Raw genomic sequence first — 24654 nt, 5'->3', positions numbered from 1 at the left:
GATTCACTGCCGGAAAGAGCGCGAGGGGACGGCGCGAGCAGGTCCCCTCGACCCTGAACGCGCTCTCGCCGAGGGAAGAAGTTCATGTCGCTCGGCCCCACTCTGCGCCCGTCGGGACGACGGTAGCCTCCTCGTACTCGACCGGGACGACACGGGGTTCCGCCAGTAGCACGCTCGCGATCAAGGACCTGAAGACAGGCGCGCTCCCCCCGAGCGGATGCTGCGCGTCACGAGCGTCGCGTGGGCCTCGACGGAAGACCCTCTTCTACTCCGTCGAGGACGAGACGACGAAGCGTTCGCACCGTCTCTATCGGCACAAGGTGGGAACCCCCGCGTCCGCCGACGTGCTCCTTCTGGAGGAGAAGGACGAGCGGTTCGGCGTCCACGTCGGCCGCACACGCAGCGGCGCGTGGCTCGTCGTGGAGATCTCCAGCCACACGACGTCCGAGGCCCGCGTGCTGAAGGCCGACGCGCCCGAGGGCGAGTGGGCGCTCGTCGCCGCGCGAGAGCAGGACCACGAGTACGACGTCGACCACCGCGGCGACCTCTTCTACATCCGGACGAACTCCGGCGGCCGCAACTTCCGGCTCGTGACGGCTCCCGTCGCCGCGCCGGGCCGCGCGAGCTGGAAGGAGATCGTCCCGCACCGCCCGCCGACGTCATGCTAGCCGGGATCGACCTCTTCAAGGACCACCTCGTCCTCGAGGGAGCGCACGAACGGCCTGCAGCGGTTCACGGTTCGGAGCTTCACGAGGGCGACTCCCACACCGTCGCGTTCCCCGAGCCCGTCTACGTGGCTTCTTCGGACACGAACCGCGTCTGGGACACGAAGGTCTTCCGCTACGGCTACCAGTCGTTCGTGACGCCCCAGTCCGTCTTCGACTACGACATGGACGCGCGGAAGGCGACGCTCCTCAAGGAGTGGGAGGTCCCGGGCTACGACCGGACGCAGTACTCCTCGGCGCGCCTCTGGGCGACGGCGGCGGACGGGACGAAGATCCCGCTCTCGATCGTCTGGCGCTCGAAGACGGCCGACGGCAAGACGAAGACGCTCAAGGACGGGCCGTTCCCGACGCTCCTCTACGGCTACGGCTCCTACGGCATCTCGATCGGCGTCTCGTTCCGGTCCGACCGGCTCCCGCTCCTCGACCGCGGGTTCGCGTACGTCGTCGCGCACATCCGCGGCGGCGGCGAGATGGGCAAGGCGTGGCACGACGCCGGGCGGATGAAGAACAAAATGAACACGTTCACGGACTTCATCGCGTCGGGCGAGACTCTCGTTGCGGAGAGAATCGCCGCGAGGGATCGCCTCGCCGCCGAGGGCGGCAGCGCGGGCGGCCTCCTCATGGGCGCCGTCGTGAACATGCGGCCCGATCTCTTCAGCGCCGTCATCGCGCACGTGCCGTTCGTGGACGTCCTGAACACGATGAGCGACGCCACGCTGCCGCTCACGGTCGGCGAGTACGAGGAGTGGGGAAACCCGGCGACGAAGGACGAGTACGAGTACATCAAGCGGTACTGCCCGTACACGAACCTGAAGAAGGGCGCGTATCCGGCGATGCTCGTCAAGACGTCGTTCAACGACAGCCAGGTCTTCTACCACGAGCCCGCGAAGTACGTCGCGCGGTTGCGCACGCTCAAGACGGACGCGAAACCGCTCCTTCTCAAGACGAACATGGCGGCCGGGCACGGCGGCGCGTCCGGGCGCTACGACTTCCTCCACGAGATCGCGCTCGACGAGGCGTTCCTGCTGACGCGGTTCGGCATCGCGAAATAGACGGGCCGTGTCCGGCAATGACCACGCGAACGTCCCGGTGATTCCGCCCGTGCTCTTCGGGGTCGGACTCACCGCCGGCTTCCTGCTCAAGTGGCTCGCGCCCGTGCCGCTCTTCCCGCCGCGGCTCGAGGGCGAGGCGTGTTTCGCCGGCGCCGCCATCTCCCTCGCCGGGCTCGCGTTCGGGGGGTGGGCGTTCTTCACGTTCGTCCGGGCGAAGACGACGCCGCACCCGAACCATCCCGTGAGCGCCCTCGTCACGTGGGGGCCCTACCGGTTCTCCCGCAACCCGATGTACGTCGGGTTGTCTGTCGGGTTCGTGGGGATCGCGCTCGTCGCGAACACGCCGTGGGTCCTCGTTGCGCTCCCGCTCGTCTGGCTCGCGCTGCGCCGCCTCGTGATCGGCCGCGAGGAGGCCTATCTCGAGCGGAGGTTCGGGGACGAGTACCGGGCATTCAAGGCGCGCACGCGCCGCTGGCTCTAGCCGGTCCGGCTCACGACGCGCGCAGGCCGTCCACGATCGGCCGCCGCGCGGCCAGCACGGCCGGGACGATCGCCGAGAGGACGCCGACGGCCAGCGCGACGCCCGCCGCGAGCGCGACGACCTCGGGGAAGATCTTCATCCCCGCCGCGAACGGCGCCATCCGCGTCTCCATGAGCGCGCCCTTGAGGCGCGAGAACGCCGCGACGAAGGCCAGGAACCCGAGGAGTCCACCCACTCCGGCGAGCACGAGGCTCTCGCTCATGACGAGGCCCACGATCCTCGGGCGCGAGAAGCCGAGCGTCCGCAGCACGGCGACCTCGACGACGCGCTCGCGCACGTTGAGGGCGATCGTGTTCGCCGCGATCACGACGACGACGCCGATGATGATGACGCCCATCGCGGTCAGGAGCAGCTGGACGTTCCCGAGCAGCGAGACGAAGCCGAGCGTGAACGCGTTCTCGCTCTCCGTCTTCGTCGGGTTCGGCGAGTTCTCGTAGAAGTCGTCGATCTGCTTCGGCAGGCGCCCGGCGCAGGCGGCGTCCGCGCAGCGCGTCCAGATCGTCGAGACGGTGCCGCGGAACGGCGGCCACGCCTCCTCGAGGTACGCGCGGTGGAAGAAGATGCTGGCGGAGTTCTCGTAGGGCAGGCTGTAGACGCCCTGGACCGTGAACGTCAGGTCCACGGGGTACAGAGTCCCCTTGATCGTCACGGCGTCGCCGACCTTCCAGCCGTACTTCTTCACGAGCGCGACGCCCACGAGGCCGCCCGCGCGGTCCCGCTTCCACTCCTCGGCCGAGCCCTGGACGATCTTCGCGTCGTCGAAGACCTGGAGAAACTGCTCGGGGTCCACGGCGAAACGCGGAAAGACGTTCCCGGCGCTCGCGTCCCGGTAGAGCCCGGCGAAGCGGTCGATCGGCGTGATCGCGCGGACGCCCTCGAGCGGCGCGATCCGGTTCATGACGGCCTGGGGCAGCGACGTCGTAAGGCCGACCTTGTGCCGCGTGACGAGCCGGTAGAGGCCGCGTTCGCGAGCCGGGTCGGGCAGGTTCAGCGTCCGGAGAAACGTCGCCATGAACGCGACGAGGAAGACGGGCAGCAGGATCGAGCCGACGGTCAGGATCGTCCGCGTCTTCTTGCGCAGCAGGTTCTTCAGGACGAGCGGCAGGAAACGAAACACGATCAGGGGGCTTTCGGGGCGTTCTCCGTCAGAATACGCCAACCCGTTTGATGGCCCTTTCCGCCGCGATTCGTCGAGTGCCTCCACCGAGGGTAGAAACGCCATGCCGAAAGCAACGCCCCGATTCGCTCGCTTCGTGGTCTTCCCGGCGGCGCTGGTCGCGCTCATCTCCGCGGAGGCGGCCCGCGGCGCCGCCCCGTCCGGAATCGTGACGCAGGCCGAATTGTCCGCTGGCGGCAAGAAACAGGCGAAGGAGAAGTTCCGTCTGTTTCCGCCCGATGCGAAGATCCGCCTCGCCGACGGCCGGGTGCTGACGAAGGCCGAGCTGGAAGCGGCGGGAAGGCGGAAGCCGAAGCCCGACGTCCAGTCGGCGGCGCCGGCGGCGGGCGCCGAGGCGTCTCAGCTCGCGAAGCTGAACGCGGAGCTGGCCACGCGGTCGGCGGCGAAACTGCAGGTCGACGGCGCGAAGCTGCAGGAGGCGTTCCGGCGGGTCTCCACGCCCTTCGCCACCAAGCCGGACCCTCCCCAGCCGGACTGCCCGGCCCCGAAGGTCGACTCGGTGTTTCCGCTCTCGAACATCACGCCGGGCGGCTGGGTCATGGTGGCGGGGTGCGGCTTCACGGCGACGCCGGGCCAGTTCGTTCTCGTCCTGTCGAAGACGAACCAGCAGATCCCCGTTGGGAGTCTTCAGTGGAGCCCGAAAGGCGTCGCGGGACAGATTCCGGCCGACCATCCGGCGTTCAAGACCGCTACGACGCAGCCGGCAATCCTGCAGGTCAAGACGCAGGTCGGGACGGGGACGAGCCCGTTCATCACCTACCGCGCGGGGCGCGAGGTGGTTCTCCTTCCGTTCAAGGACTACGTCGGCATCGCCTCCACGGAGAGCGACGACGACCGGTGCGTGGACGTCTGGGGCAAGGCGCAGTGCGAGCACTACACCGGCCCCTGGGATCCGCTGGGCGGGGACGGCGGCGTCGACAAGTTCTCGGTCACCCTGCACAACGGCTGGGTCATTCACTCGTGGGAGCTGGTGCGCGGGGCCGGCAGCACGAACTGGTTCATGACCTCGCACAAGGGTGCGGGCACCAGCCACGCGACTCACGAGGTCTCGTGGCTCACGCTATGTGGCGACGGCTGCCACTGCTACTACTGGCTCAAGGTCTTCGTCGAGGGAGAGATCGGGACGAAATGGAAGTGAAGGAACCGGATCAGCCGGCCTTCGGCGCGCCCTCCGTGAGGACGCGGGCGGCGGATTCCGTCACGAGGACGTCGTCTTCGATTCGGATGCCGAGCCCGAGGTACTCCTTCGGGACGCGCGCCTCGTCGGGCCGTACGTACAGGCCCGGCTCGATCGTCAGAACCATGCCCGGCTCGAGCGGCCGCGGCCGGCCGCGCTCGTCGCGGTAGCGCCCGCGGTCGTGCACGTCGAGGCCGAGCCAGTGCGACGTGTGGTGGAGCGCGAAGCGCTGGGCGGCGTTCTTCTTCTTCAGCGCCTCGCGCCGGCCCTTCAGGAGGCCGAGGTCGAGCAGCGCGTCGAGCAGGACGGCCCGCGCCGCCTCGTGCGGCGCGTCCCACGGTGCGCCGGGCCTGACGGCCGCGATCGCGGCGCGCTGGGCCGCGAGGACCGCCCCGTAGAGCCGCGCCTGGGGCCGCGTGAAGCGCCCCGAGGCCGGAAACGTCCGCGTCACGTCGGAGGCATAGCCGCGGTATTCGCAGCCCGCGTCCAAGAGGACGAGGTCCCCCGCGGCGATGCGGCGGGAGTTCTCGACATAGTGAAGGATCGTCGCGTTCTCGCCGGACGCGACGATCGTCGGATACGCCGGTCCGCTCGCGCCCATCGACCGGAAGCGCCGGTCGACGGCGGCCTCGACCTCGTACTCGTACCGGCCGGGCCGCGCGGTCCGCTGCGCGTCGCGGTGCGCGGATGCGGCGATCGCGGCCGCCCGCTCGAGGAACGCGATCTCCTCGGGCGACTTCACGAGGCGCATCGCGTGGAGGAGGTCCGTCGGGTCGGAGACCGTCACGGGGCCGCGCTTCGGGTGACGGGCCTCGCGCCGGAAGCGCGCGAGGAGGCCGGCCACGAGGCGGTCGCTCGCGTCCGAGAGACCGAGGGCGTGGTGGAGGACGCGCGACTTGCGCACGAGGTCGGGGAGACGCTTGTCGCGCTCGCGGGCGGGATGCGCCGCGTCGGCCCCGAACGTCTTGACGGCCCCCTCGGGACCGGCCCGGCGGCCTTCCCACGTCTCGCGCTCGCGGTCCCGGGGCAGGACGAAAAGCGTGAACGTCCTCGCGTCCGCGTCGAGGACCGCGGTCGCGCCCGGCTCGGCGAAGCCCGTCAGGTAGAAGAAGTCGGGATCGGGGCGGTAGCGGTAGTGAACGTCGTGCCCGAATGCGGCCTCGGGGGCCGCGAAGAGGAGCGCGACGCCCTCTCCCATCGAGTCGAAGAAACGCGCCCGGCGGCGCGCGAAGACGGTTCTTTCGGCCATGGCGCGAGTCTACCCGGCGCGGCGTGCGAGGATGGGGCATGGACTCCCGCATCGTCCCGGCGCTCCGGGCCCGCTACCCCGAGTTTTCGGGCGCCCGGCTGAAGCGCGCCGTCATCGAAGGCCAGGTCATGGTGGACGGCGCCGTCGTGAACGACCCCGGCGCGCTCGTGCACGCGGGCGCCGACCTGAAGTGGGACCGCGACCGCCGCATCGAACGCCGTGTCGCGACCGCCCTCAAGGTGCTCTACGAGGACGACGACGCGATCGCGGTCTTCAAGCCGTCCGGCCTCCTCACGCACCCGACCGAGGCGAAGGAGAAGGACACGCTCCTCGCGCGCGTCTCGACGTACGTCCAGAAGCGGCACGGGGGTGGCGCGCGGACGTACGTGTCCATCGTTCACCGTCTCGACAAGGAGACGTCCGGCATCCTCGTCTTCGCGCGCAGCCGCCGCGGCCTGATCGGAATGCAGGCGCAGCTCCGCGCGCACACGATGGACCGGCGCTACCGCGCGGTCGTCGAGGGCGACCTCACGGGGGACGCCGGCACCTTCGACAAGGACCTCGTGGCCGAGCCGGGCGAGCGGCGCCGCGGCGTCGTGAAGGCCGGCGAGACGGGCCTGAAGGCGATCACGGAGTGGACGGTGCTCGAGCGCTTCGGGATCGCGACGCTCGTCGAGGCACGCCTGAAGACCGGGCGCACGCACCAGATCCGCATCCACTTCGCGAACGCAGGGCACGTCCTCGTGGGCGACTCCGTCTATCGCGACCGCAAGGCCAAGCCGTTCCCCGTCCCGTTCCCGCGCCAGGCGCTCCACGCAGGGCACCTCGGGTGGAAGACCGAGGAAGGCAAGGCGGTCTCGCTGGACGCGGACCCTCCGGGCGACTTCCTCAAGCTGCTGGATGATTTGAGGAAGAGGGCAAGAAAGAAGAAGTAAGAGGAAGAGAGAGAAGATTTCTTAGAAAGAAATACACCCTTCTAAGAAATCAGCGGGCCCGTGAGGGCCCGCTGCAGAATCTTCCGGTCCTTCTTTTTCTGGTTCTCTACTCGAGGACGACGATCACGACGCGGCGGTTCTTGGAGCGGCCGAGCGCGGTCTTGTTCGTCTCGACGGGGAGCGTGTCGCCGTAGGAGATCGTCGACATGCGGCCCAGCGGGAGCTTGTGCGCCCGGGCGAGGTAACGGCGGACGGCTTCGGCGCGCTGCTGGCCGAGCTGGTCGTTGTAGTCCGTGCCGCCCGTGTCGTCCGTGTGGCCCTGGATCTCGAGGTACACGCCCTTGTCGAGCAGGAGGACCTTCTGCGCGAACTCGTCGAGCGCGGATTTCGCTTCCTTCGTCAGCTCGAAGGAGTTGACCTTGAAGCGGACGCGGTCCTCGGCGAACGACTGCTGAAAGACGATCTTGCCCTTCGCGAGGACACGGGCTTCCTGGGCGCGGGCGAGCGCGTCCTTGGCCGACTGGCCGAGCTGCTCGATCTGCTTGCCCTGCTCGTCGACCTTGCCCGCGGTGGCCTTCTGGCCCTCCTGGAGCTGCTCGACCTGCGTCTCGACCGACTCGATCTTCTTGTCGGTCTTGGTCTGCGACTCGGCGATCTTCTTGTCGATGTCGGTCGTCGTCGCGCAACCGACGAGCGACAGGCCGACGGCGGCCGCGAGGAGAGTGACGTGAACCTTCATGAGTCCTCCTTGTTCCGTTGTTCAGCCGCCCTTGATGGGCGGCAGCGTGCCCCGGTAGCCCGCCCTCACGCGGACGGGTCTTGCGGGGCCTGAAAGTCGTAATGAGATGCGTCGGTAGCGGACCGGCCCCGCGCCCGTGGGCGTGAAGCCCATGAGGTACTGCGTGCGCAGGTCCTTCTCGACGCGTGCGATCGCGGCCGGCAGCTGCGTGGGTTCGTCGACGATCGAGAGGAGCCCTCCGGTGAGGCGCGCGACGTGCGCAAGGATGTCGAGGTTGAGCATCGCTTCGGGCGTCACGCCGGGCTGCGGGACGAGCGGCGCGCCGGGAGAGCGCAGGCCGATCGGATAAACGGGCACGTCGACGCCCTCGAGGAGCGTCGCGAGGTCGTCTCGCGTGAGCTCGGAGGCGTTGTCGATCCCGTCGGTGAGAAGGATGATCGCGCGCGACCCGTTCCGCCCGAGGAGCGTGCGGTCGGGCATCCGGGCGAGCGCGTCGTAGAACGCGGTGCGCCCGTGGGGCGTCACGGCGTCGACGGCCGCGAGGAGCCTCGCGGTGTCCGGTGTGAAGGGCACGATTTCGCGGACGGCCCCCGAAGAGAAGGCGTAGAGCGAGAAGTCGTCGCCCGGCAGCTTCTGCTCGACGAGCGCGCGCACCGCGGCGCGGGCGCCGCCCATCTTGCCGACGAGGCCCATGGAGCCCGAACTGTCGAGAAGAATCGTGAACGAGACGGGCGCGTCGTCGCTCCTCGAGAAGAGGTCCGTCTGGACGGGCTGGCCGTCCACGAGGAGCGTGACGTCCTTTTCCTTGAGGTCCGCGACCGGCTTTCCCTTCAGGTCCGTGAGGACAAAAGGCACCATTACGTAGCCGACGGAGACCGAACTGGTCGTTTTTGCCGGCGTGGAGACCTGCGCCGACACCCCGGCGCCCAGCATCAAGGCGGGCGCGAGGAGCATCTGAAGAAGCGGAAGTCTCTGTATCAGCATGGTTTCGGGCGCCGGATGGAGGCTGTCCAATGGGGAGTGTCGGGGGAGTGTCGGCGCCTTTCTGCGATGTGAAAAGCAAAGGGGCCGCCAGCGGCGGCCCCGAGGGTCTAGAAGTGTGACGCGCGTTACAACGCGTCGTGTTTCAGAGCAGATCGATGGCGGGGAAGAAGAACGTCACTTCGCGGGCCGCGTCGGCGGGGTTCGCCGAGCCGTGCACCGCGTTGCGCTCGATCGACTGGCCGAACTCCTTGCGGATCGTTCCGGCGTCGGCCTTGCCCGGGTCCGTCGCGCCCATCGTGGCGCGCCAGTGGGCGACGCCATTGTCGCGATCGAGGACGGCGACGTAGACGGGCCCCGACGTCATGTAGGCGACGAGGGCGGAGAAGAAGCCCTTGGCCGCGTGCTCTCCGTAGAACGACTCGGCTTCGGCCTTCGTGATGTTGTGGCGTTTGAAGGCGACGACCCGGAAGCCCTCCGCTTCGATGCGCGAAAGGATCTTCCCGGCGTTCTTCGACTCGACGGCGTCAGGCTTGATGATGGCGAATGTTTTTTCCATGCGGCCGCGGAGTATACGCGGGCGGGGCGTCGCTTGCCGTCGCCGGCGGTCTTGCATAGGCTTCCGGAATGAAGAGTTTCTTCGAGTCGTCCGACCGCCGGGAGCTGCTCGACCGCCTCGACGGGCTGCGGCCGGACGCGGCGCGCCTGTGGGGGAAGATGAACCCCGCACAGATGTGCGCGCGCTGCGCGATCGCGCTGGAGGTTGCCGCCGGCGACGTCCCGAAGACGCAGGCTTTCATCGGCAAGGTGCTGGCCCCGTTCGTCAAGAAGAAGTTCCTTCACGGAACGGAGCCCCTTTCGAAGAACTCTCCGACGGACCCGACGTTCGTCGTCTCCGACCCGCGGGACTTCGAGAAGGAGAAGGCGCGGCTCGTCGCGGTGGCGGCGCGCTTCTGTGACGCGGGCGCCCGTGCCGCGGACGGCCGCATTCACTCGTTCTTCGGAAGGATGACGGGCGACGAGTGGGGCGTGCTCATGTACAAGCACCTCGACCACCATCTCAGGCAGTTCGGGGCGTAGAACCGAGCCGCGGCGCTACGGGCAGGCCGACACGGTCTTCCGGAGGATCTCGGCCGCGGGCGCGAGGAAGACGGCGCGGTCGCTCTCGGGGACGTGCGAGACGGCCGCCCGCCACGCGGCGTCGAACTGGCTCGGGTGGCGCTCCATGTCGGATTCGATCGCGTTCCAGGCCGGGCCGGCCGTCGATGCGAGCGGGGTGGTCGCGTCGAAACGGATCGTTCCCGGCGCCGCGGGCGCGAAGTGGAACGCGATCGCCTCGGTATCGATCGTTACGCGGGTCTCGAGGAGATAGACGCGGGGCGGCGCGCTCAGCAGGACCACGGCTTCGAGGGCGAGATCCGCGACGGCGCGGTGGTCCGGGTGACAGGTCGTCCCGTGGCGCGGGTCGAACGTGAGGACGATCTCGGGCGCCTCCGCGCGAATGAACGCGGCGAGCGTCGCGGCGAGGTCGGCCCCGCGCGGCGTGCCGGGCGCCCACGGAGGAGCTGTGGCGCCTCCGCCGTCCGGCAGCGAGAGGAGGATCAGATCCGCGCCGAAGAACTCCGCCGATGCCGCCGCCTCCGCGCTTCGGACCGTCGCGAGGTCGGGCAGGCAGCCCGCCGGGAGAAGGCACGGGCCCTTCTCGCCGCGCGTGGCGATCAGGAAGGAGCAGCGCGCGCGCCCGTCGCGGCACCAGCGCGCGAGAAGCGGGGCCGCGATCGCCTCGTCGTCGGGATGGGCGCCAATCCACATCACGGACGCCGGGGCAGGGACGTGGGACGGGAGAGGCGCCGGGGAGAACGGCACGGGGGCCGGCGAGGCGGGGAGCGGCGCGCGCACCTGCGCGCGGGCCGCAGGCGCGAACGACACGATCGCGGCGGCGAGTAACGAAAACCGAACGAAGGCGCCCATCCTCTTCAAGGTAGTGCCGACCGGAAGCGAAGGCTCACGAAGAAGGGAGGCCTCTTTGTTCGGGGGACCAGAACGGATCCATAATGGATGCGGAGGCGACCATGGCGACGCTCACCCTGAAGAACGTTCCCGAGGAGCTCGTGGATCAGCTCAAGGAAGAAGCGAAGCAGAATCGGCGGAGCCTGAATCAGGAGGCGCTCTCCCGCCTCGAAGGCACGATCGCGCGTCGGAGACGCTCCTCGGAGGAGGTCATCGCCGACCTCCGCCGCCTGCACAAACGGCTCGGCTCCCGACCGATCATGACGGATGCGCTGATCGAGCGAGCGAAGCGGGAGGGGCGACCGTGATCGTCGTCGACACGAACCTGATCGCCTACGCTGTCGTGCCCGGCGAACGCACGGACGCCGCGCTCGCGGTTCTCGGAGCCGATCCGGCCTGGGTGGCCCCGGCCCTCTGGCGGTCCGAGCTGCGCAATGCGCTCGCGACGACGATGCGCGCCGGAAAGCTGAGTCTGGCCGGCGCTGTCGACGCCTTCGAACAGGCGGACCGGCTGGTGACGGATGCGGATCTCCAGGATGCGACCGCAGCCTGCCTGAAGCTCGCTGCGGAGGGGAGAACCTCGGCGTACGACGCGGAGTTCGTCCTCGTTGCCGAGCGCCTGGGCCTTCCGCTCGTCACTGCGGATCGAAAGCTCGCGAAAGCCTTCCCGGGCCGCGTCCTCTCGCCGGAAGAATTCGTCGCCCGGCATTGACCCCATTCAGAAGAAAGGGGCGCCCGAAGGCGCCCCTCGTCCGGATCGATCTCCCGAAACTACTTGCCGAGCGCCTTCTTCAGCGTCTCGCCCATGAGCGCGGGGGAGTCGGCGACGTGGACGCCGGCCGCCCGCAGCGCGTCGACCTTCTCGGCCGCCGTGCCCTTGCCGCCGGAGATGATCGCGCCGGCGTGGCCCATGCGGCGGCCGGGAGGGGCCGTCCGGCCCGCGATGAACGACACGACGGGCTTCTTGAGGTTCGCCTTGATCCAGGCCGCGGCCTCTTCCTCGGCGCTGCCGCCGATCTCGCCGATCATGATGACGGCCTGCGTCTCGGGGTCGTCGCGGAAGAGCTCCAGCGTGTCGATGAAGTTCGTGCCGTTGATCGGGTCGCCGCCGATGCCGATGCAGATCGACTGCCCGAAGCCGAGCGCGGTCGTCTGGCCGACGGCCTCGTAGGTGAGCGTTCCCGAGCGGGAGACGACGCCGACGAACCCGGCCTTGTGGATGCGCGCCGGCATGATGCCGATCTTGACCTTGGCGGAGGGGCGGATGATGCCGGGGCAGTTCGGCCCGATGAGCCGGCTCGCGCCCCTGGCGAGGTACTCCTTCGCCTTGATCATGTCGTTGACGGGGACGCCCTCGGTGATCGCGACGATGAGCGCGACGCCCGCGTCGGACGCTTCCATGATCGCGTCCGCGCAGGCCGGCGGCGGCACGAACACCATCGAAGCGTTCGCGCCGGTCGCCTTGACGGCGGCAGCCACGGAGTCGAACACGGGGATGCCGTCGACGGCGGTGCCGCCCTTGCCGGGCGTGACGCCCGCGACGACCTTCGTGCCGTAGTCGCGGCTCGCGAGCGCGTGGAAGCGGCCCTCGCGGCCCGTGAGGCCCTGCACCACGAGCTTCGTGTCCTGCGAGATCCAGTTCGCGCCCATGTCAGGCCGCCTTTCCGAGCGACGCGATGACCTTCTCGGCCGCGTCCTTCATGCCGTCGGCGGGGATGACCGCGAGGCCGGAGCTCTTGAGGATCGCCTTCCCCTCCTCGACGTTCGTGCCCTCGAGGCGCACGACGACGGGGACCTTGATGCCGATCTCCTTCACGGCGTTCACGACGCCGGTCGCGATGATGTCGCACCGCATGATGCCGCCGAAGATGTTGATGAGGACGGCCTTCACGTTCGCGTCGGACAGGATGATCCGCATCGCGTTCTTGACCTGCTCCTCGTTCGCGCCGCCGCCGACGTCCAGGAAGTTCGCGGGCTTGCCGCCCGCGTACTGGATGATGTCCATCGTCGCCATCGCGAGGCCGGCGCCGTTCACCATGCAGCCGACGTTGCCGTCGAGCTTGATGTAGTTGAGGCCGAACTTCGAGGCCTCGACCTCGAGCGGATCCTCCTCGTCGAGGTCGCGGTACTCGCGGATCGCCGTGTGGCGGAAGAGCGCGTTGTCGTCGAAGTTCATCTTCGCGTCGAGCGCGATGACGTCGCCCGTCCCCGTGATGAGGAGGGGGTTGATCTCGGCGAGCGACGCGTCGGTCGCGACGTACGCCTTCGCGAGCGCGATCAGGAAGCCGACGGCCTTCTTGTGCGTCTCGCCCGTGAGGCCGAGCGCGTCCGCGAGCTTCCGCGCCTGGTAGGGCTGCAGGCCCCACGACGGCTCGAACGGCTCCTTGACGATGGCGCCCGGGTCTTTCGCGGCGACCACCTCGATCTCCATGCCGCCCTGCTTGCTCACCATCATGACGGGCTTGCCGATCGCGCGGTCGAGCGTGATCCCGATGTAGAGCTCCTGGGCGATGTCCAGGGCCTCCTCGACGAGGATCTTCTTGACCTTCTGCCCGGCCGGGCCCGTCTGGTGGGTGACGAGCTGCATCCCGAGGATCTTGCGGGCCAGGGCCTCCGCCTCCTCGGGGCTCTTCGCGAGCTTGACGCCGCCGCCCTTGCCGCGGCCTCCCGCGTGAACCTGCGCCTTGACGACGGCGCGCCCGCCGAACTCTTTCGCGATCCGTCCCGCCTCTTCCGGCGAGTCCGTGACGCGGCCGCGGGGGGTGGCGACGCCGAACCCGCGGAGAACTTCTTTCGCTTGGTATTCGTGAATTTTCATGGCGACCGCGGACAGTATCAGAAGGAATCGGGGGCGCTCCATGAGTAAACTGATTCATGCGCTTCGCCATCCTCCTGTGCCTCCTCGCCGCCGCTCCGTCCGCCTTCGGGCAGGCCCCAGGGCGCGGGGGCAGGTCCGAGGACGTCTCGGTCCTCCCGGCGGCCGCGGCGGCCGACATCGCGCGGCAGGTCGCCGCGGAGCTCAGACTGGCCGACTTCGCCGCCCTCGAGTCGCGTTTCGACGAGCGGATGAAGGCGGCGCTGCCCGACGCGGCCCTGCGCGTCTTCTGGGCCGACACGCTGAAGCGCGCCGGCGCCCTGCGCGGCTGCGCGGAGCCCCGGACGTCGTTCGCGGGCGAGTTCACGCTCGCGTTCGCGGCCTGCACGTTCGAGAAGCAGAAGGCCGAGCTGCGGCTCACGATCCGCCCCGACGGGCGCCTCGCCGGGCTGTTCCTCGCTCCGGAGTCGGCCGCGAGAGCCGAGTGGAAGGCGCCGGACTACGTGACGCCCGCGGCGTTCACCGAGCGGGAAACCTCCGTCGCCGCGGGGCTCGTGACGCTGCCGGCGACGCTCTCGATGCCGAAGGGCGAGGGGCCGTTCCCGGGCGTCGTCCTCGTCCACGGCTCGGGGCCGCACGACCGCGACGAGACCGTCGGCGGGACGCGCGTCTTCCAGGATCTCGCGCAGGGTCTCGCGTCGCGCGGGATCGCCGTCCTCCGGTACGAGAAGCGGACGAAGGCGTACGCGAAGGAGCTCGCGGGCACGCGCGACATGACGCTCAAGGACGAGGTCCTCGACGACGCGGTTGCCGCGCTCGGCGTCCTGCGCGCGGCGCCGGGTGTCGACGCGGCGAAGGTCTTCCTGCTCGGCCACAGCCTCGGCGGGCTCCTCGCGCCGCGGATCGCGCTCCTCGACAACCGGACGGCCGGCGTCATCCTCCTCGCGGCGCCGTCGCGCCCGATGTCGCAGGTCGTGCAAGACCAGGTCGAGGCCCTCTCGGGTCCGCAGGCGAGCGACGCGCAGAAGGCGACGGCTCCGGCGCTCCGGCGGGAGGCCGATGCGCTCGCGGACCTCTACGCGGGCCGCCCGATGGCGCCCGGAACGGCCACGATCTTCGGCGCCCCGCCGTCCTACTGGCTCGAGCTGAAGTCCCAGACCCCGGCGCTCACGCTGTCCGGGCTCGGCATCCCCGTCCTCGTCCTGCAGGGCGGACGCGATTATCAGGTGAGCATGAAGGACTTCGCCGGCTGGCAGCGCGCGCTGAAGGACGTGTCGCGGACGGCATTCCGGTCGTACCCGAAGCTGAACCACCTGTTCGTGGCGGGCGAGGGGCCGAGCGCACCCGCCGAGTACGAGAAGGGCGGGCACGTGGACCGGGACGTCGTCGAGGACGTCGCGTATTTCGTGGACCGCGGCGCGCTGCGCCCGGCGGCGAAGAAGAAGAAGAGCTGAGCGGCTACGCGCGCGCGACGAGCGCGCCCACGAAGAACTTCGGGAAGCGCGCGGCGACGGCGTCGACGTCCGGCAGGACCTCCACGCCGTGGAGCCCCGCGGCGGCGAAGGACGCGCGCCACGCGGCCGGCGACAGGAAGCCGTGGTTCGGACGCAGCACGGGGTCCAGCGTCACGTTCGTGAAGCTCGCCAGGAAATTGAAGACGAAATCGACGTAGGACGGCGGCGGGTGCGCGCCCGGCTTCACGCACTCCGAGACGACGACGACGCCTCCCGGCTTCAGCGCCGCCTTCGCCTCGGCGAGGACGAAGCCGAGGTCGGGCGCCACGTGGAAGCAGTTCACGGAGTAGACGGCGTCGAACGTGCCCGGAACGACGCCCTGCTCCGCCCAGGGCTTCGTCATGTCCAGCTTTGCGGCCTCGACGAGCGTCCCCGGCGCCGCGGCCGCGCGGGCGGCGCGTTCGCCTCGGCGCGCGAACGTCGGCACGAGCTCCGTGAAGCGCCAGCGCGCCACGCGCGTCCCGAGTCGGGAGAGCGCGGCCTCCGCGGCGCTCCCGCAGCCGCCGCCGATCTCCAGGATCTCGGCGCCCGACGCGGGGAGCACGCGCGTGAGCGCCTCGGCGCCGAGCGTGTTGTTGATGGCATAGAGGATGTTCGCGTTCGAGAAGTACCGGATCCAGAGCGGCAGCCGCGCCGGGGAGAACAGGATCTCCTCGCCCGTCTTCTCGCCGCGGAGGAACGCGGCGCCCTCGTCCGCGAGCAGGGAGACGATCTCGGCGCCGACGGCCGCGTCCGGCTCCGCGGCCGCGAGCTCGGCGGCGAGGGAACCGACCGCGCCGGGCTGCGCCCCGGTCGGGGATAAGGCGTATGAAGATTTTCTTAGAAGGTTAATAGGGGCCGGGGCGCCGGGACTCGCCGGGGCCTCACCCGCCGCGCCGCGCTCACTCACCCTTCTAAGAAATCCCGCGTCCACGAGCTTCTCGACCATGTACCGGAGCGCGGGGCGGGCGCGCTCGGGGTATTGAGCAAGAAGATCCTCTTCGTCTCTCTCTCCTCCCGGTCCTGGCCAAGGGAGGGCGCCGATGTCTCCCAGCAGCTTCCAGCACGCCGCGTCCACGAGGGCGTCGTAGATCTCCGTCGCGACCAGAAAGCGCTCCGTGAAGAGCGCGCGGATCGCCGCGTCGTCGAGTGCGGCCGAGACGAGCGGGAAGTCGCGGGCGGAGCGGGCCATCAGGGGCCGGATGATAGGCGAGCGTGGCTCTCGGCATAGAATCCGCCGCCAACATGCTGATCCGGCTCGTGCGGCACGGCGAGAGCGAAGGCAACTTCGCCGGCTCCCTGCAAGGCTCGCGTTTCGACACGCCGCTCTCGGCCCGCGGGCGGCGCCAGGCCGAGGCGCTCGCGGTCCGGCTCGCGGAAGAGGCCCTCGACGCCGCGTGGGCGAGCCCGCTGGTGCGGGCGCGCGAGACGGCCTCGGTCGTCGCGGCCCCGCACGGCCTCCCGCTCTCGATCGACGCGGACCTCATGGAGTTCGACTGGGGTGTCTGGTCGGGGCGGCCGTTCGACGGCGTCCTCGATCAGGAAGTCTCGGCCGTGCGCGCGCGCTGGCGGGCGGGGGAGACGGACCTCGCCCCGTCGGGCGGCGAGTCCCCGGCGATGGCCGCGACGAGGGCCGAACGGTTTCTCGGCCGCCTGAGGGCGGCCGACCCGCACGCGCCGCTCGTCGTGGCCCACGGGCGGTTCAACCGCATCCTCATGGCCCTGCTCCTCGGCCGCCCCCTCTCGAGGATGGACGAAATCCGGCAGCGAAACGGCTCCCTCTCGGTTTTCGAATGGGACGGGACCGCGCCGGCGACGCCGATCCTTCTCGACGACGTCAGCCACATCCCCGGCACGATCCAGACCGACTCGATCCTGTCGGACAGCGTCAAGTAGACCCCGTGAAAAAGGAGAATCCGTGAAGAAGACCGTCCTCGCCGCAACCCTGATCCTCGGAGCCGCGCTCACCGCCGCCGCGTCGGACCAGAGCAACAAGCCGTCCACGGGCCCGGCGACGACCGGCGCCGGCCTGAACCCGCAGACGATGATCCAGACGCCGTTCAAAGTGTGGCCGGACGGCAACTGGATCTTCGTCGTGAACTACGGGAACGCCGACTGGACGAGCGCCCTGGACGTGTGGGCGACGTGCAAGCCGGTCGCGCCGACAGCGTCGTGCGGTCCGAACTTCGCGTCGGGGAAATATCACGCCGGACACTTCGCCATCGGGCAGTTCCCGAAGGGCCACGGCAACGCCCCGATCAAGGGCTCCGCGAACGCTCAGCAGGTTTCCGGGCCGGGCTGGGTCGCCGTCTTCATGGGGCTCCCCTACGGTTCATTCAAGGTCACGGCGACGGCCGCGAACAACACCTCACCCGAGACGGACGTCACGCTCGCCGCGCCGGTGTCGCCGATCGGCGTGAATCCGGCCACGCTCCAGCTCGCACCGACGAAGACGCCGGTGAGGAAGCCCTAGGTCTCGCCGACGCCCGCGCCCCTGATCGCCTTCGAAGCGACGCGCGCGACGAAGATCGAGACGAGGACGGCGGCCACGGCGCCGCCGATCTGGAGCGCCTTCTTCGTCGCGTCCGTTCCGCCCGAGGCGGCGGTCGCAGCGGCGGCTCCGAGGTACACGTAGGCGAACGTGCCCGGGATCATCCCGACGAACGACGCCAGGACGTACGGGAGCGTGCGCACGCCCGTGAGCCCGAACGCGTAGTTGATGTACGTGAACGGGAAGACCGGGGAGAGCCGCACGAGGAAGACGATCTTCGCGCCCTCCTTCGCGATCGCCCTGTCCAGCGCCGCGAACTTCGCGTTGCCCGCCGTCATCTTCTCGATCCTGTTTCGGAGGACCGACTTCGCGAGGAGGAACGAGAGCGTGGCGCCCAGCGTCGCGCCCGCGAGGACGACCGCGGTGCCGGTCCCGAGGCCGTAGACCGCTCCGGCCCCGAGCGTGAGGATCGACGCGGGGACGAAGAGGACGCAGCAGACCGCGTAGACGAGGGCGTAGAGGATCCACCCGATCGGCCCGAGGCCCACGACCCAGACCTGGAAGCTCCGAAGCAGCTCCTGCACGCGGCTACCGCCTCAGGAACGCGGCGAGCTTCACGAGCAGAGCCTTGCGTCCCGGCGTGAGCGACGTCTTCAGCGCGTCCCGCGCGACGGCGCCGTGGATTTCGGAGAGCGACGGGTAAGCGTGGATGACGGAGCCGAGCGCCGAGAGAGGGAGTCCGTTCTTCTTCGCGAGGACGACCTCGCCGAGGAGGTCGCCCGCGTGGGGGTGGACGATCGCGGCGCCCAGGATCCGGCCCTTCGGGTCCACGACGGCCTTCATGAAGTTCGCGCCGCCGGTGCCGTCGCAGATCGCGCGGTCGTTGTGCGCGAAACCGGCGCGGAAAACTCGGTGCGGAATACCCTGCGCCTTCGCGTCCTCCTCCGAGAGGCCCACGCGTGCGATCTCGGGGTCCGTGTACGTGATCCACGGCGTATTCGCCACGTCGCATTTCGCGAGCGCGACGGGGAGAGCGTGTTCCTAAGGACGATCCCCGCCTGGTAGCCGGCCCAGTGCGTGAACAGGTACGGGCCCGCGACGTCGCCGATCGCCCAGACGGACGGGACGTTCGTCCGGCATTTCGCGTCCGTCACGACGCCCTTCTCCGAGAACGCGACGCCCGCGGACTCGAGGCCGAGGCCGCCCACGTTCGGGCGGCGGCCGGCGGCGACGAGGATCGCGTCGGTCTCCACGTCGAACGTCGTCCCGTCCTTCTTCTTGACGTTCACGACCTTCGCGCCGCCGCGCCCGGCGACCGACGATGCCGAGGACTCGTCGTGGATCACGACGCCCTCCCCGCGCAGGCCCGCCGCGAGGACGGCCGCGACGTCGGCGTCCTCCTTCGGGCAGATGTGCGCGGAAGACGACACGATCGTGACCTCGGAGCCGAGCCGGCGGAACGCCTGGCCGAGCTCGACGCCGATCGGGCCGCCGCCCATCACGAGGAGGCGCTTCGGGAGCGCGCGGAGGTCGAAGACGCTCTCGTTCGTGAGGAAGCCGGCCTCGGCGAGGCCGGGCGCGTCCGGGATGCGCGCGCGCGAGCCCGTCGCGACGACGATGTTCCGGCCCCACACCGTCGTCCCGTTCACCTCGACCTCGTGCGCCGACTTCAGGCGGCCCACGCCGAGAAGGACGTCGACGCCGAGGCTCGCGAAGCGCTCGACGCAGTCGTTCGGCGCGATCTCGGCCTGCGCCGAGCGCACCCAGTCCATGACGGGCCCGAGGTCCTGCACGCCCGGATCGCCCGAGCCGCGGATGCCGAATCGCGCCGCGCGGCGCGCGGCGTGGGCGGCCTTCGCGGCGGCGAGGAGAGCCTTCGAGGGAACGCAGCCGTACTGCAGGCAGTCGCCGCCCATGCCCTGGACGGGCGCGCGGCCCACCGGCTCGTAGGGAAGGACGTGCTTCTCGACGAGCGCGACGCGCGCTCCGAGGCCCGCGCCGCCGGCGGCGACGACGAGGCCGCCGGAGCCGCCTCCGATCACGACGAGGTTGTAGCGTTCCATCACGTCTCCCCGGGTATGTGCCGGATGCGCCGGTTTGTTCCGCCTCGCCGCGTAAGATGAAGGCGGGAGGTTAGCTCAACCAGTAGAGCGTCTGCTTTACACGCAGCAGGTCATCGGTTCGATCCCGATACCTCCCACCAGCCATCTCGTTTGCGTCCTGCGAGATGGCGACCCGCCCGTCGCGCTCGTGATGCCGTTCGTGGTGACGAGTTGACGGGAGGAGTTCACGGCGCTCGATTGATTGGCGCGGTCAAGTGCCTCTGCGGCCTGCGGATGGCTTCCTCGAAGGCCGCGCGTACCGCTCGCTCATCCGCGTCGTCGTGTGCGCCGCCCTTAGAGAACCCCAGCGTAAACTGAGCGAAAATCTGCCCTGAGGAGTCCACCATGGCGCTCGTGAAGTGCCCGGCCTGCGGTCGAGAAGGGACTCGCGGATGAGAAGGACCCGCACCGCGCTCTCCCTTGCGCTCTTCGTCAGCGGCCTCTCACTTCTTGACGGCTGTTACACGCCGGTGTTCTCGGCAGCCAGCAGTCCGAAGACGTTCACGGGTACCGGCGGCGTGTCGCACAGCTTGGATGGTGTTGAGGTCTGGACATTCGGTTCCCGAACGCCCCTTCCAGATCATCGGGTGGCTTTATGACGAGCGCCAAAACGGGGCCATTTCGACGAACACGTTCGAGCTGAATATCGCCGAGGCCGCGAAGAAGGCGGGCGGCAACGGCGTCATCCTCCTCAGATCCGATACACAGCTGCGCTACTACAACTACAACTCTCTGGCAGTGTTCCGGTATCTCCCCGTTCCCGAAAACCGCTGACCGTTGTCTCCGGAATGAACGTCGATCTCGACCACGCGCCTCGCCTACCAGCGCACAGACCGCGGCTGCATCGTCTCGCTGTTCGAGGGAGACGTTCGCTGCGCGACGATGGCGGAACTGGCTGCGCGGGCCGGTCCCGAGGCCGACTCCACCATGTTGCTCACGGCGATCAGCGACGCGGTCGAGCGATACAGGCCGGAGAGCGAGGCGGTCGTCTTGATCGAGAGCGAGAAGGGCTTCGAGGTCTCCATCGGTCTGTTCGTCCTCCCGGTTGCCCGGCGGGGGCTCCATGGAGTTCACGGACGGAGTTCACGGGGGCCGTCTGGAGTGGTTCGCGGTCATCCGCAGGCGCAGGGGGTGCATCGGAAGTTGTTGATGCCGTCGTCCGCGGTCATCGTGGGATCATCGTCGGGCTTTACACGCAGCAGGTCATCGGTTCGATCCCGATACCTCCCACAATTCCCATTCGAGGACTCACATGACGCGAAACCTATGCCTGACGGCGATCCTCGCGCTTTCTGCGTGCACCTCCGCCCCTCCGCCCGCGTCGTCCGCCCGGACCGGGAATCCGCTGGCCGAGGAGGCGCGCGGTGCTCGTGCTGCTCGACCGCTACATGCTCGCGATCTCCGCGCAGGACGTCGCGGCGATGGCGGCGAGCAGACGCCGGACGGGATGACGTCCCGGGCCCGCGCCGTCGAGGGCGGCGGCTGGGCCGTACGTCGCGGTCGAACGCGTCGTGGGTGGAACCGTCAAGCGTCGACGCTCGGACGCATCGCGAGCGCTACTGGTCGCCCACCGTCCTGATCCGCGGCGGATCGCGGTCGTCTGGGCGCCGTACGAGTTCTGGATCGACGGCAAGACGAGCCACTGCGGAATCGACGTGTTCGACTTCGTGAAGGTGGACGGCGCCTGGCGCGTCGCGAACGCGATGTGGACGGTCGAGCCGAACGCGTGCTCCGGCTAAGTCCTTCGGACGCCTCGACGATCCGGCCCCCGGGATGATCACCTCGCGACGGTGACGCCCCTTCGGCGCGGCCGACGTCACCGAGATCGACTGCGGAGGTGCTCTCCCTCCACCCAGACGATCCGCTGCTGCTCGACCTCGAGCTCCAACGCGTGGACAGCGGCCTTGAGGTTCGCTGGCGTTTTCACGGGCCGACCGCCTCCCCACTCCAGCGCGGTCTCGGGCGCCGCGGAGCCCGCGATCCAGACGAAGAGCGGGACCCCAGGTCCGCCAGATACGAACCCACGGCCGAGGGGAGACATCGCTTGCGTCCGGGTTGCCGGTGAGGAGTGAGGACGACGGCCCGCGGGTGGGACCAGGTGGCCGCGAAGATCCCGGCCGCGCTCGTCGCGTCGGCGAGAGACGCGGGCAGGAAAGCCGGTCCCAGGCGCGGTCGCCTTTGCGAGAACCTCCATCATCCCGCACGACGGGCAGCGGAAACGAACGCCGGTACAAGTCATACGTCTGGCGAGCCCGCCTTCTGCTCGAATAGGCGAACAGCACCCGGACCTCCGGGTCTCCCTGAACGTCCCGACGCGCGTGTCGAAGAGCCTGCCGAGCCACATGTCTCTGAAGGCAGCGGGGCGTCCCCGTCGAGGACGAAGACGATCGAGGCCTCGCCCTCCTCGACTGCGACGATGCGAAGCATCTCGCCTCCAGAGACAAGCCATCCCTTCATAGCCTCCGCCTTGGAGGGCGTGCCGCGCGGGACGCGAACGGGAACCGCCGTCAGCTCTCGCGACGTCTCGTCGCGGTCGCGTCCCCCGAACGTGATCTCGGCCTCGGCGCGCGCCTCGAAGCCGAACTCCACGACGGCCCGGAGGAAGTGGAGGCGCTCGGGAACGTAGGCCGGCACCTCGATGCGCTCGGGTCCCCGCACCGCCAGGGGGCTTGCCCGTCGAACGTAAGGCCTCACCGTCGAGGGGGCGGCCCTGCGCCTTCCCAGACGGGACGCGGCGGCGCGACCCGCCCTTGCCCGGGAGAAGAGCCGGGACGGCGACCTGGGGCTTCGGGAGGTTCACCTTCAGGCGCGCGCGGGATCTCGACACCACGGGCGTCGCGCACCACGGCGTCGAGGAGGTGCGGCGCGGGCCGGGCCGAGTCCACCCGGAACGTCAGGGTGGCCGGGTGCGTCGCCCGACGCTTTCCCCCGTCAGAGATCTCGACCGCCGCCGTTACAGGCGCTGGGCTCGATGTCCCAGGGTCCCAGACCATCGGGAGCAGCGTCAGGAAGGTCAGCACGAGGGCTCACCAGACTACCGCCACGCCTGCCGGCGTGACCGCAGTGACGAAGATCGACTGCGGGAGGTGCGCGCCCTCCGCGACGGTCCGCTGTTCCCGGACCGTGGCTTCCGTTCCTTGACCGCGACCCGCACGTCTGGGAGGTGTCTTCACCTGCCGGCCGCCGCCTTATCGCGCCGCCACTTCCGGCGCCGCGGATGCAACCGTCAGACGACGACCGGAACGCCGGGTCAAAGATAAGAGCGGGCCTGCGCGGCGGAGAGCGCGCTCGCGTCGGTTCCCGGTCAGAATGACGACGACGGCCCGCGGGTGGGACCATGACGCCGCGAGGACCCGCCGCCGTTGCGGCGTCCGCGACGCGCGGGCAGGTGAGACCGTCCCCGGCGGAAAGACGTCCACGAGGGCGTGGAGAGGCCTTTCCCCAGGTACGCCGGGAACGAGCGGGGGAAGCACGTCGTACGCAGTTCGTGCGCCGGAATTCCTCCGTGCCATAGGCGAGAACATGCACCTCGGGCTGACTGAAGAACATGCCCGCTCTCGTGGGAGGATCGACCAGTCCGCGAGCTCCCCGGAAAGCGGGCGGAGAGTCCGTCGAGGACAAAGACGATCGAGGCCTCACGCCGCTCTCCGTCGCGACGACGCGCTCGCCGTTCGCCGCGAACCGCGGACATCTCGCCTCCCGCCGGAGGGGAAAGCTACCCGCCCGGGACGCGCAGGGCGACCGCCGTAAGCGCGCGGGAGGTCTGTCGGTCGCCCCCGAACGTGATCTCCGCTTCGGCGCGCGCCGCGCCTCGGAATTCGACGACGGCCTGCAGGAAGTGAAGACGCTCGGGAACATACGCAGGCAGCTCGATGCGTTCCGGGTCGGGCGCCGAAAGCGGCAACCCGTCGAAGCTCCAGCGAGATCGCGCAGGGCTTCCCGACCGCGCCCTCCCAGCGAAGGGTGGCGACGCGCCCCTTGCCGCCCTTGCCGGGCGGAGGACGAGCACCGCCTCGGCCTCGGGCTTCAGGAGGTTCACGCGCTGGCGCACGCAGCCAGCGGGCTCAACCCCTCGCGTCGCAGGCGGGCAACGTCTGCCGGGTGGTGGGGCGCGGGGCCGGGCCGGTCCACGGCGAACGTCCCAGGGCGGCGCAGTCCGCCGCGACGCCCTCCCAAATCGAGGAAGATCTCCACCGCCGCCGTCCCGGGCGGCGCGCTGGCTCGATCTCCCGTGGCCCCACGACGATTCCGAGGAGCAGCGTCAGGTAAGTCAGCATCCAGAAAGACGATGGTGCCGGCCGAGGTGCGTTTTTCAAGGAAGTTAGTATCAGGGGCTCGCTCTATTTCTTCGCGGGCCCCGGCACCTCGATGCAGGCGTGGCCGACTCCTGTGTCGCCTCGTCGAGGATGCCGATCGAGATCACGGCCCCAGGTTGACGACGGCCGTGCTCGTGAACGTGAAAGATCCTCGGCGTCCGCGAACGCGTCCTCGCCCGTCCGAATTCCTGGCGCACCGGCGCGCTGGAGTGACGTCACGCCCTTGTCGAGGAGCGCGACGAACGCGGCGATCTTCGCGACGCGGGCGTTTGCCGCGGGGAGGAGCGCGAGCGACGAGGCCGGGATCGTCACCTCGAACGCGACCCTCACGCGGCCCTTCTCGGCGGCCACGGACGACGTCACGCGCGCCTGGATCGGGAACCCCGGCGCCGTGACCGTGCTGAAGAGGTTCGAGAGACGGTGCGGTCGGTGGCGCAGTTGACGGCGCTGCGCAGAGCGACGGCGCGGCGCGTCCGAACCTTCGCGCCCGGCGCCTACGACGTGAGATCGATCTCGAGAGACTTTCCGCCCGTGAGGCCCTCGACCGGGAAGCCCAGCGAGAGTAGAACGGCGCTCGAGATCCACGGCCGCGCCGGCTGGCGCACGTCGCCCGCCTGCTCAGCGCCAGAAGCCCACGACCCCGCCCGTGGGATCCACGGCGAGGTGGAGGCCCTCGTTCTCGTTCGCGTCGATCAGATCCCGCGCCGCCCGTTCATGGCCTGCCCGTGAACTGCGGCACCGAAGCATGCCTGACCGACAGGTCGAAATCCCCAAAGCCTCGGGGTACCGGCCGATGCAGCGTCACGCCGTGGGCGTTCGCGGCCTCGGCGAGGTCGACGGGATCTGGCGCG

The 24654-nt window shown here is 69.7% G+C and carries 29 protein-coding genes and 1 tRNA gene; 14 read left to right on the top strand and 16 right to left on the bottom strand.

The genetic code is table 11. The features are described from left to right. The 3 genes from IPL89_17480 to IPL89_17470 form a co-directional block, all read left to right on the top strand. Positions 1–668 (top strand): hypothetical protein (locus IPL89_17480; protein MBK9064954.1); only part of this gene is annotated, 668 nt, incomplete at its 5' end. Further along, positions 662–1777, top strand: a complete 1116-nt coding sequence (locus tag IPL89_17475) for a S9 family peptidase (GenBank protein MBK9064953.1) — start codon at positions 662–664, stop codon at positions 1775–1777. The genes IPL89_17480 and IPL89_17475, both read left to right, overlap by 7 nt. Before the next feature lie 7 nt (positions 1778–1784). Beyond that, the gene (locus IPL89_17470) at positions 1785–2258 is read left to right on the top strand and encodes an isoprenylcysteine carboxylmethyltransferase family protein (protein ID MBK9064952.1); all 474 of its coding nucleotides are present in this window, start codon (positions 1785–1787) and stop codon (positions 2256–2258) included. A 10-nt stretch (positions 2259–2268) separates the two neighbouring features. On the opposite strand, the gene IPL89_17465 is transcribed toward IPL89_17470, so the two are convergent. Then, positions 2269–3435, bottom strand: a complete 1167-nt coding sequence (locus IPL89_17465) for an FtsX-like permease family protein (protein MBK9064951.1) — start codon at positions 3433–3435, stop codon at positions 2269–2271. Positions 3436–3538: 103 nt separating this feature from the next. Here IPL89_17465 and IPL89_17460 point away from each other — a divergent pair, with 103 nt between their 5' ends. Continuing rightward, on the top strand, positions 3539–4633 hold the full coding sequence (locus IPL89_17460) for a hypothetical protein (protein ID MBK9064950.1): 1095 nt from the start codon (positions 3539–3541) through the stop codon (positions 4631–4633). Between the two features lie 10 nt (positions 4634–4643). On the opposite strand, the gene IPL89_17455 is transcribed toward IPL89_17460, so the two are convergent. Next, complete coding sequence (locus IPL89_17455) at positions 4644–5921, bottom strand: aminopeptidase P N-terminal domain-containing protein (GenBank protein ID MBK9064949.1); 1278 nt, start codon at positions 5919–5921, stop codon at positions 4644–4646. A 38-nt stretch (positions 5922–5959) separates the two neighbouring features. Between IPL89_17455 and IPL89_17450 the strand changes: the two genes are divergently transcribed. Continuing rightward, positions 5960–6856, top strand: a complete 897-nt coding sequence (locus tag IPL89_17450) for an RluA family pseudouridine synthase (protein MBK9064948.1) — start codon at positions 5960–5962, stop codon at positions 6854–6856. 106 nt (positions 6857–6962) lie between these two features. Here the strand turns inward: IPL89_17450 and IPL89_17445 are convergent, their stop codons facing one another. The 3 genes from IPL89_17445 to ndk form a co-directional block, all read right to left on the bottom strand. Next, positions 6963–7595 (bottom strand): OmpA family protein, encoded by a 633-nt coding sequence (locus tag IPL89_17445; GenBank protein ID MBK9064947.1) that lies wholly within the window; start codon positions 7593–7595, stop codon positions 6963–6965. 21 nt (positions 7596–7616) lie between these two features. Further along, positions 7617–8579: a VWA domain-containing protein gene (locus tag IPL89_17440; GenBank protein ID MBK9064946.1), complete on the bottom strand. Its 963-nt coding sequence runs from the start codon at positions 8577–8579 to the stop codon at positions 7617–7619. A gap of 142 nt (positions 8580–8721) precedes the next feature. Further along, positions 8722–9135, bottom strand: a complete 414-nt coding sequence (gene ndk, locus IPL89_17435) for a nucleoside-diphosphate kinase (protein MBK9064945.1) — start codon at positions 9133–9135, stop codon at positions 8722–8724. Positions 9136–9203: 68 nt separating this feature from the next. Between ndk and IPL89_17430 the strand changes: the two genes are divergently transcribed. After that, entirely contained in the window at positions 9204–9656 is a 453-nt protein-coding gene (locus tag IPL89_17430; GenBank protein ID MBK9064944.1) for a DUF1569 domain-containing protein, read from the top strand. Positions 9657–9671: 15 nt separating this feature from the next. Here the strand turns inward: IPL89_17430 and IPL89_17425 are convergent, their stop codons facing one another. Further along, positions 9672–10547 carry a PIG-L family deacetylase gene (locus IPL89_17425; protein ID MBK9064943.1) on the bottom strand — a complete coding sequence of 292 codons (876 nt, stop codon included), beginning with the start codon at positions 10545–10547 and terminating at the stop codon, positions 9672–9674. A 101-nt stretch (positions 10548–10648) separates the two neighbouring features. On the opposite strand from IPL89_17425, the gene IPL89_17420 reads away from it, so the two are divergent. Together IPL89_17420 and IPL89_17415 are read left to right on the top strand one after the other, a co-directional pair. After that, complete coding sequence (locus IPL89_17420; GenBank protein ID MBK9064942.1) at positions 10649–10894, top strand: Arc family DNA-binding protein; 246 nt, start codon at positions 10649–10651, stop codon at positions 10892–10894. Further along, positions 10891–11298: a type II toxin-antitoxin system VapC family toxin gene (locus tag IPL89_17415; protein MBK9064941.1), complete on the top strand. Its 408-nt coding sequence runs from the start codon at positions 10891–10893 to the stop codon at positions 11296–11298. Before IPL89_17420 ends, IPL89_17415 begins: the two co-directional genes overlap by 4 nt. Positions 11299–11357: 59 nt before the next feature. Here the strand turns inward: IPL89_17415 and sucD are convergent, their stop codons facing one another. Together sucD and sucC are read right to left on the bottom strand one after the other, a co-directional pair. After that, on the bottom strand, positions 11358–12236 hold the full coding sequence (gene sucD, locus IPL89_17410) for a succinate--CoA ligase subunit alpha (protein ID MBK9064940.1): 879 nt from the start codon (positions 12234–12236) through the stop codon (positions 11358–11360). 1 nt (position 12237) lies between these two features. Then, on the bottom strand, positions 12238–13404 hold the full coding sequence (gene sucC / locus IPL89_17405) for an ADP-forming succinate--CoA ligase subunit beta (GenBank protein MBK9064939.1): 1167 nt from the start codon (positions 13402–13404) through the stop codon (positions 12238–12240). A gap of 56 nt (positions 13405–13460) precedes the next feature. On the opposite strand from sucC, the gene IPL89_17400 reads away from it, so the two are divergent. Next, the gene (locus IPL89_17400; GenBank protein ID MBK9064938.1) at positions 13461–14855 is read left to right on the top strand and encodes an alpha/beta fold hydrolase; all 1395 of its coding nucleotides are present in this window, start codon (positions 13461–13463) and stop codon (positions 14853–14855) included. Positions 14856–14859: 4 nt separating this feature from the next. Here IPL89_17400 and IPL89_17395 read toward each other — a convergent pair whose 3' ends face one another. Beyond that, on the bottom strand, positions 14860–16086 hold the full coding sequence (locus tag IPL89_17395; GenBank protein MBK9064937.1) for a class I SAM-dependent methyltransferase: 1227 nt from the start codon (positions 16084–16086) through the stop codon (positions 14860–14862). 53 nt (positions 16087–16139) lie between these two features. Between IPL89_17395 and IPL89_17390 the strand changes: the two genes are divergently transcribed. Next, positions 16140–16790: a histidine phosphatase family protein gene (locus tag IPL89_17390; GenBank protein ID MBK9064936.1), complete on the top strand. Its 651-nt coding sequence runs from the start codon at positions 16140–16142 to the stop codon at positions 16788–16790. Positions 16791–16812: 22 nt separating this feature from the next. Continuing rightward, a complete protein-coding gene (locus IPL89_17385) occupies positions 16813–17367 on the top strand; it encodes a hypothetical protein (protein ID MBK9064935.1) in 555 nt (184 codons plus the stop codon). Here IPL89_17385 and IPL89_17380 read toward each other — a convergent pair. Genes IPL89_17380 through IPL89_17370 form a run of 3 tightly spaced genes read right to left on the bottom strand, consistent with a single transcriptional unit; the run spans position 17364 to position 19448 of the window. After that, positions 17364–17969 carry a TVP38/TMEM64 family protein gene (locus IPL89_17380; protein ID MBK9064934.1) on the bottom strand — a complete coding sequence of 202 codons (606 nt, stop codon included), beginning with the start codon at positions 17967–17969 and terminating at the stop codon, positions 17364–17366. The genes IPL89_17385 and IPL89_17380 overlap by 4 nt on opposite strands. Positions 17970–17973: 4 nt before the next feature. After that, on the bottom strand, positions 17974–18342 hold the full coding sequence (locus IPL89_17375; protein ID MBK9064933.1) for a hypothetical protein: 369 nt from the start codon (positions 18340–18342) through the stop codon (positions 17974–17976). Continuing rightward, on the bottom strand, positions 18225–19448 hold the full coding sequence (locus IPL89_17370) for an FAD-dependent oxidoreductase (protein MBK9064932.1): 1224 nt from the start codon (positions 19446–19448) through the stop codon (positions 18225–18227). The genes IPL89_17375 and IPL89_17370 overlap by 118 nt, the downstream gene beginning before the upstream one ends. A gap of 64 nt (positions 19449–19512) precedes the next feature. On the opposite strand from IPL89_17370, the gene IPL89_17365 reads away from it, so the two are divergent. Beyond that, positions 19513–19588, top strand: a tRNA-Val gene (locus tag IPL89_17365). 439 nt (positions 19589–20027) lie between these two features. Beyond that, the gene (locus tag IPL89_17360; protein ID MBK9064931.1) at positions 20028–20261 is read left to right on the top strand and encodes a hypothetical protein; all 234 of its coding nucleotides are present in this window, start codon (positions 20028–20030) and stop codon (positions 20259–20261) included. A gap of 44 nt (positions 20262–20305) precedes the next feature. Here the strand turns inward: IPL89_17360 and IPL89_17355 are convergent, their stop codons facing one another. Then, entirely contained in the window at positions 20306–20512 is a 207-nt protein-coding gene (locus IPL89_17355; protein ID MBK9064930.1) for a hypothetical protein, read from the bottom strand. A gap of 486 nt (positions 20513–20998) precedes the next feature. Here IPL89_17355 and IPL89_17350 point away from each other — a divergent pair, with 486 nt between their 5' ends. After that, the gene (locus tag IPL89_17350) at positions 20999–21226 is read left to right on the top strand and encodes a hypothetical protein (GenBank protein ID MBK9064929.1); all 228 of its coding nucleotides are present in this window, start codon (positions 20999–21001) and stop codon (positions 21224–21226) included. A gap of 496 nt (positions 21227–21722) precedes the next feature. Here IPL89_17350 and IPL89_17345 read toward each other — a convergent pair whose 3' ends face one another. From IPL89_17345 to IPL89_17335, 3 genes are all read right to left on the bottom strand, one after another. Continuing rightward, positions 21723–22121, bottom strand: a complete 399-nt coding sequence (locus IPL89_17345) for a hypothetical protein (GenBank protein ID MBK9064928.1) — start codon at positions 22119–22121, stop codon at positions 21723–21725. Between the two features lie 1081 nt (positions 22122–23202). Continuing rightward, positions 23203–23391, bottom strand: coding sequence for a hypothetical protein (locus tag IPL89_17340; GenBank protein ID MBK9064927.1), 189 nt, complete (start codon positions 23389–23391; stop codon positions 23203–23205). A 436-nt stretch (positions 23392–23827) separates the two neighbouring features. Further along, positions 23828–24166, bottom strand: coding sequence for a hypothetical protein (locus IPL89_17335; protein MBK9064926.1), 339 nt, complete (start codon positions 24164–24166; stop codon positions 23828–23830). Positions 24167–24654 lie beyond the last annotated feature (488 nt).

This window comes from Acidobacteriota bacterium (assembly GCA_016716715.1).
Classification (GTDB): Bacteria; Acidobacteriota; Thermoanaerobaculia; order UBA5066; family UBA5066; genus Fen-183.
This window is presented reverse-complemented; position numbering and strand designations above follow the sequence as displayed.

What these genes read in the sequence shown, in the direction of transcription:
- IPL89_17475 (MBK9064953.1), top strand. Translation starts at nt 662, where the DNA reads ATGCTAGCCGGGATCGACCTCTTCAAGGACCACCTCGTCCTCGAGGGA.
- IPL89_17460 (MBK9064950.1), top strand. Translation starts at nt 3,539, where the DNA reads ATGCCGAAAGCAACGCCCCGATTCGCTCGCTTCGTGGTCTTCCCGGCG.
- IPL89_17455 (MBK9064949.1), bottom strand. Translation starts at nt 5,921, where the DNA reads ATGGCCGAAAGAACCGTCTTCGCGCGCCGCCGGGCGCGTTTCTTCGAC.
- IPL89_17450 (MBK9064948.1), top strand. Translation starts at nt 5,960, where the DNA reads ATGGACTCCCGCATCGTCCCGGCGCTCCGGGCCCGCTACCCCGAGTTT.
- IPL89_17445 (MBK9064947.1), bottom strand. Translation starts at nt 7,595, where the DNA reads ATGAAGGTTCACGTCACTCTCCTCGCGGCCGCCGTCGGCCTGTCGCTC.
- IPL89_17440 (MBK9064946.1), bottom strand. Translation starts at nt 8,579, where the DNA reads ATGCTGATACAGAGACTTCCGCTTCTTCAGATGCTCCTCGCGCCCGCC.
- ndk (MBK9064945.1), bottom strand. Translation starts at nt 9,135, where the DNA reads ATGGAAAAAACATTCGCCATCATCAAGCCTGACGCCGTCGAGTCGAAG.
- IPL89_17430 (MBK9064944.1), top strand. Translation starts at nt 9,204, where the DNA reads ATGAAGAGTTTCTTCGAGTCGTCCGACCGCCGGGAGCTGCTCGACCGC.
- IPL89_17425 (MBK9064943.1), bottom strand. Translation starts at nt 10,547, where the DNA reads ATGGGCGCCTTCGTTCGGTTTTCGTTACTCGCCGCCGCGATCGTGTCG.
- IPL89_17420 (MBK9064942.1), top strand. Translation starts at nt 10,649, where the DNA reads ATGGCGACGCTCACCCTGAAGAACGTTCCCGAGGAGCTCGTGGATCAG.
- sucD (MBK9064940.1), bottom strand. Translation starts at nt 12,236, where the DNA reads ATGGGCGCGAACTGGATCTCGCAGGACACGAAGCTCGTGGTGCAGGGC.
- sucC (MBK9064939.1), bottom strand. Translation starts at nt 13,404, where the DNA reads ATGAAAATTCACGAATACCAAGCGAAAGAAGTTCTCCGCGGGTTCGGC.
- IPL89_17400 (MBK9064938.1), top strand. Translation starts at nt 13,461, where the DNA reads ATGCGCTTCGCCATCCTCCTGTGCCTCCTCGCCGCCGCTCCGTCCGCC.
- IPL89_17395 (MBK9064937.1), bottom strand. Translation starts at nt 16,086, where the DNA reads ATGGCCCGCTCCGCCCGCGACTTCCCGCTCGTCTCGGCCGCACTCGAC.
- IPL89_17390 (MBK9064936.1), top strand. Translation starts at nt 16,140, where the DNA reads ATGCTGATCCGGCTCGTGCGGCACGGCGAGAGCGAAGGCAACTTCGCC.
- IPL89_17370 (MBK9064932.1), bottom strand. Translation starts at nt 19,448, where the DNA reads ATGGAACGCTACAACCTCGTCGTGATCGGAGGCGGCTCCGGCGGCCTC.
- IPL89_17355 (MBK9064930.1), bottom strand. Translation starts at nt 20,512, where the DNA reads ATGGAGACCTCGAAGCCCTTCTCGCTCTCGATCAAGACGACCGCCTCG.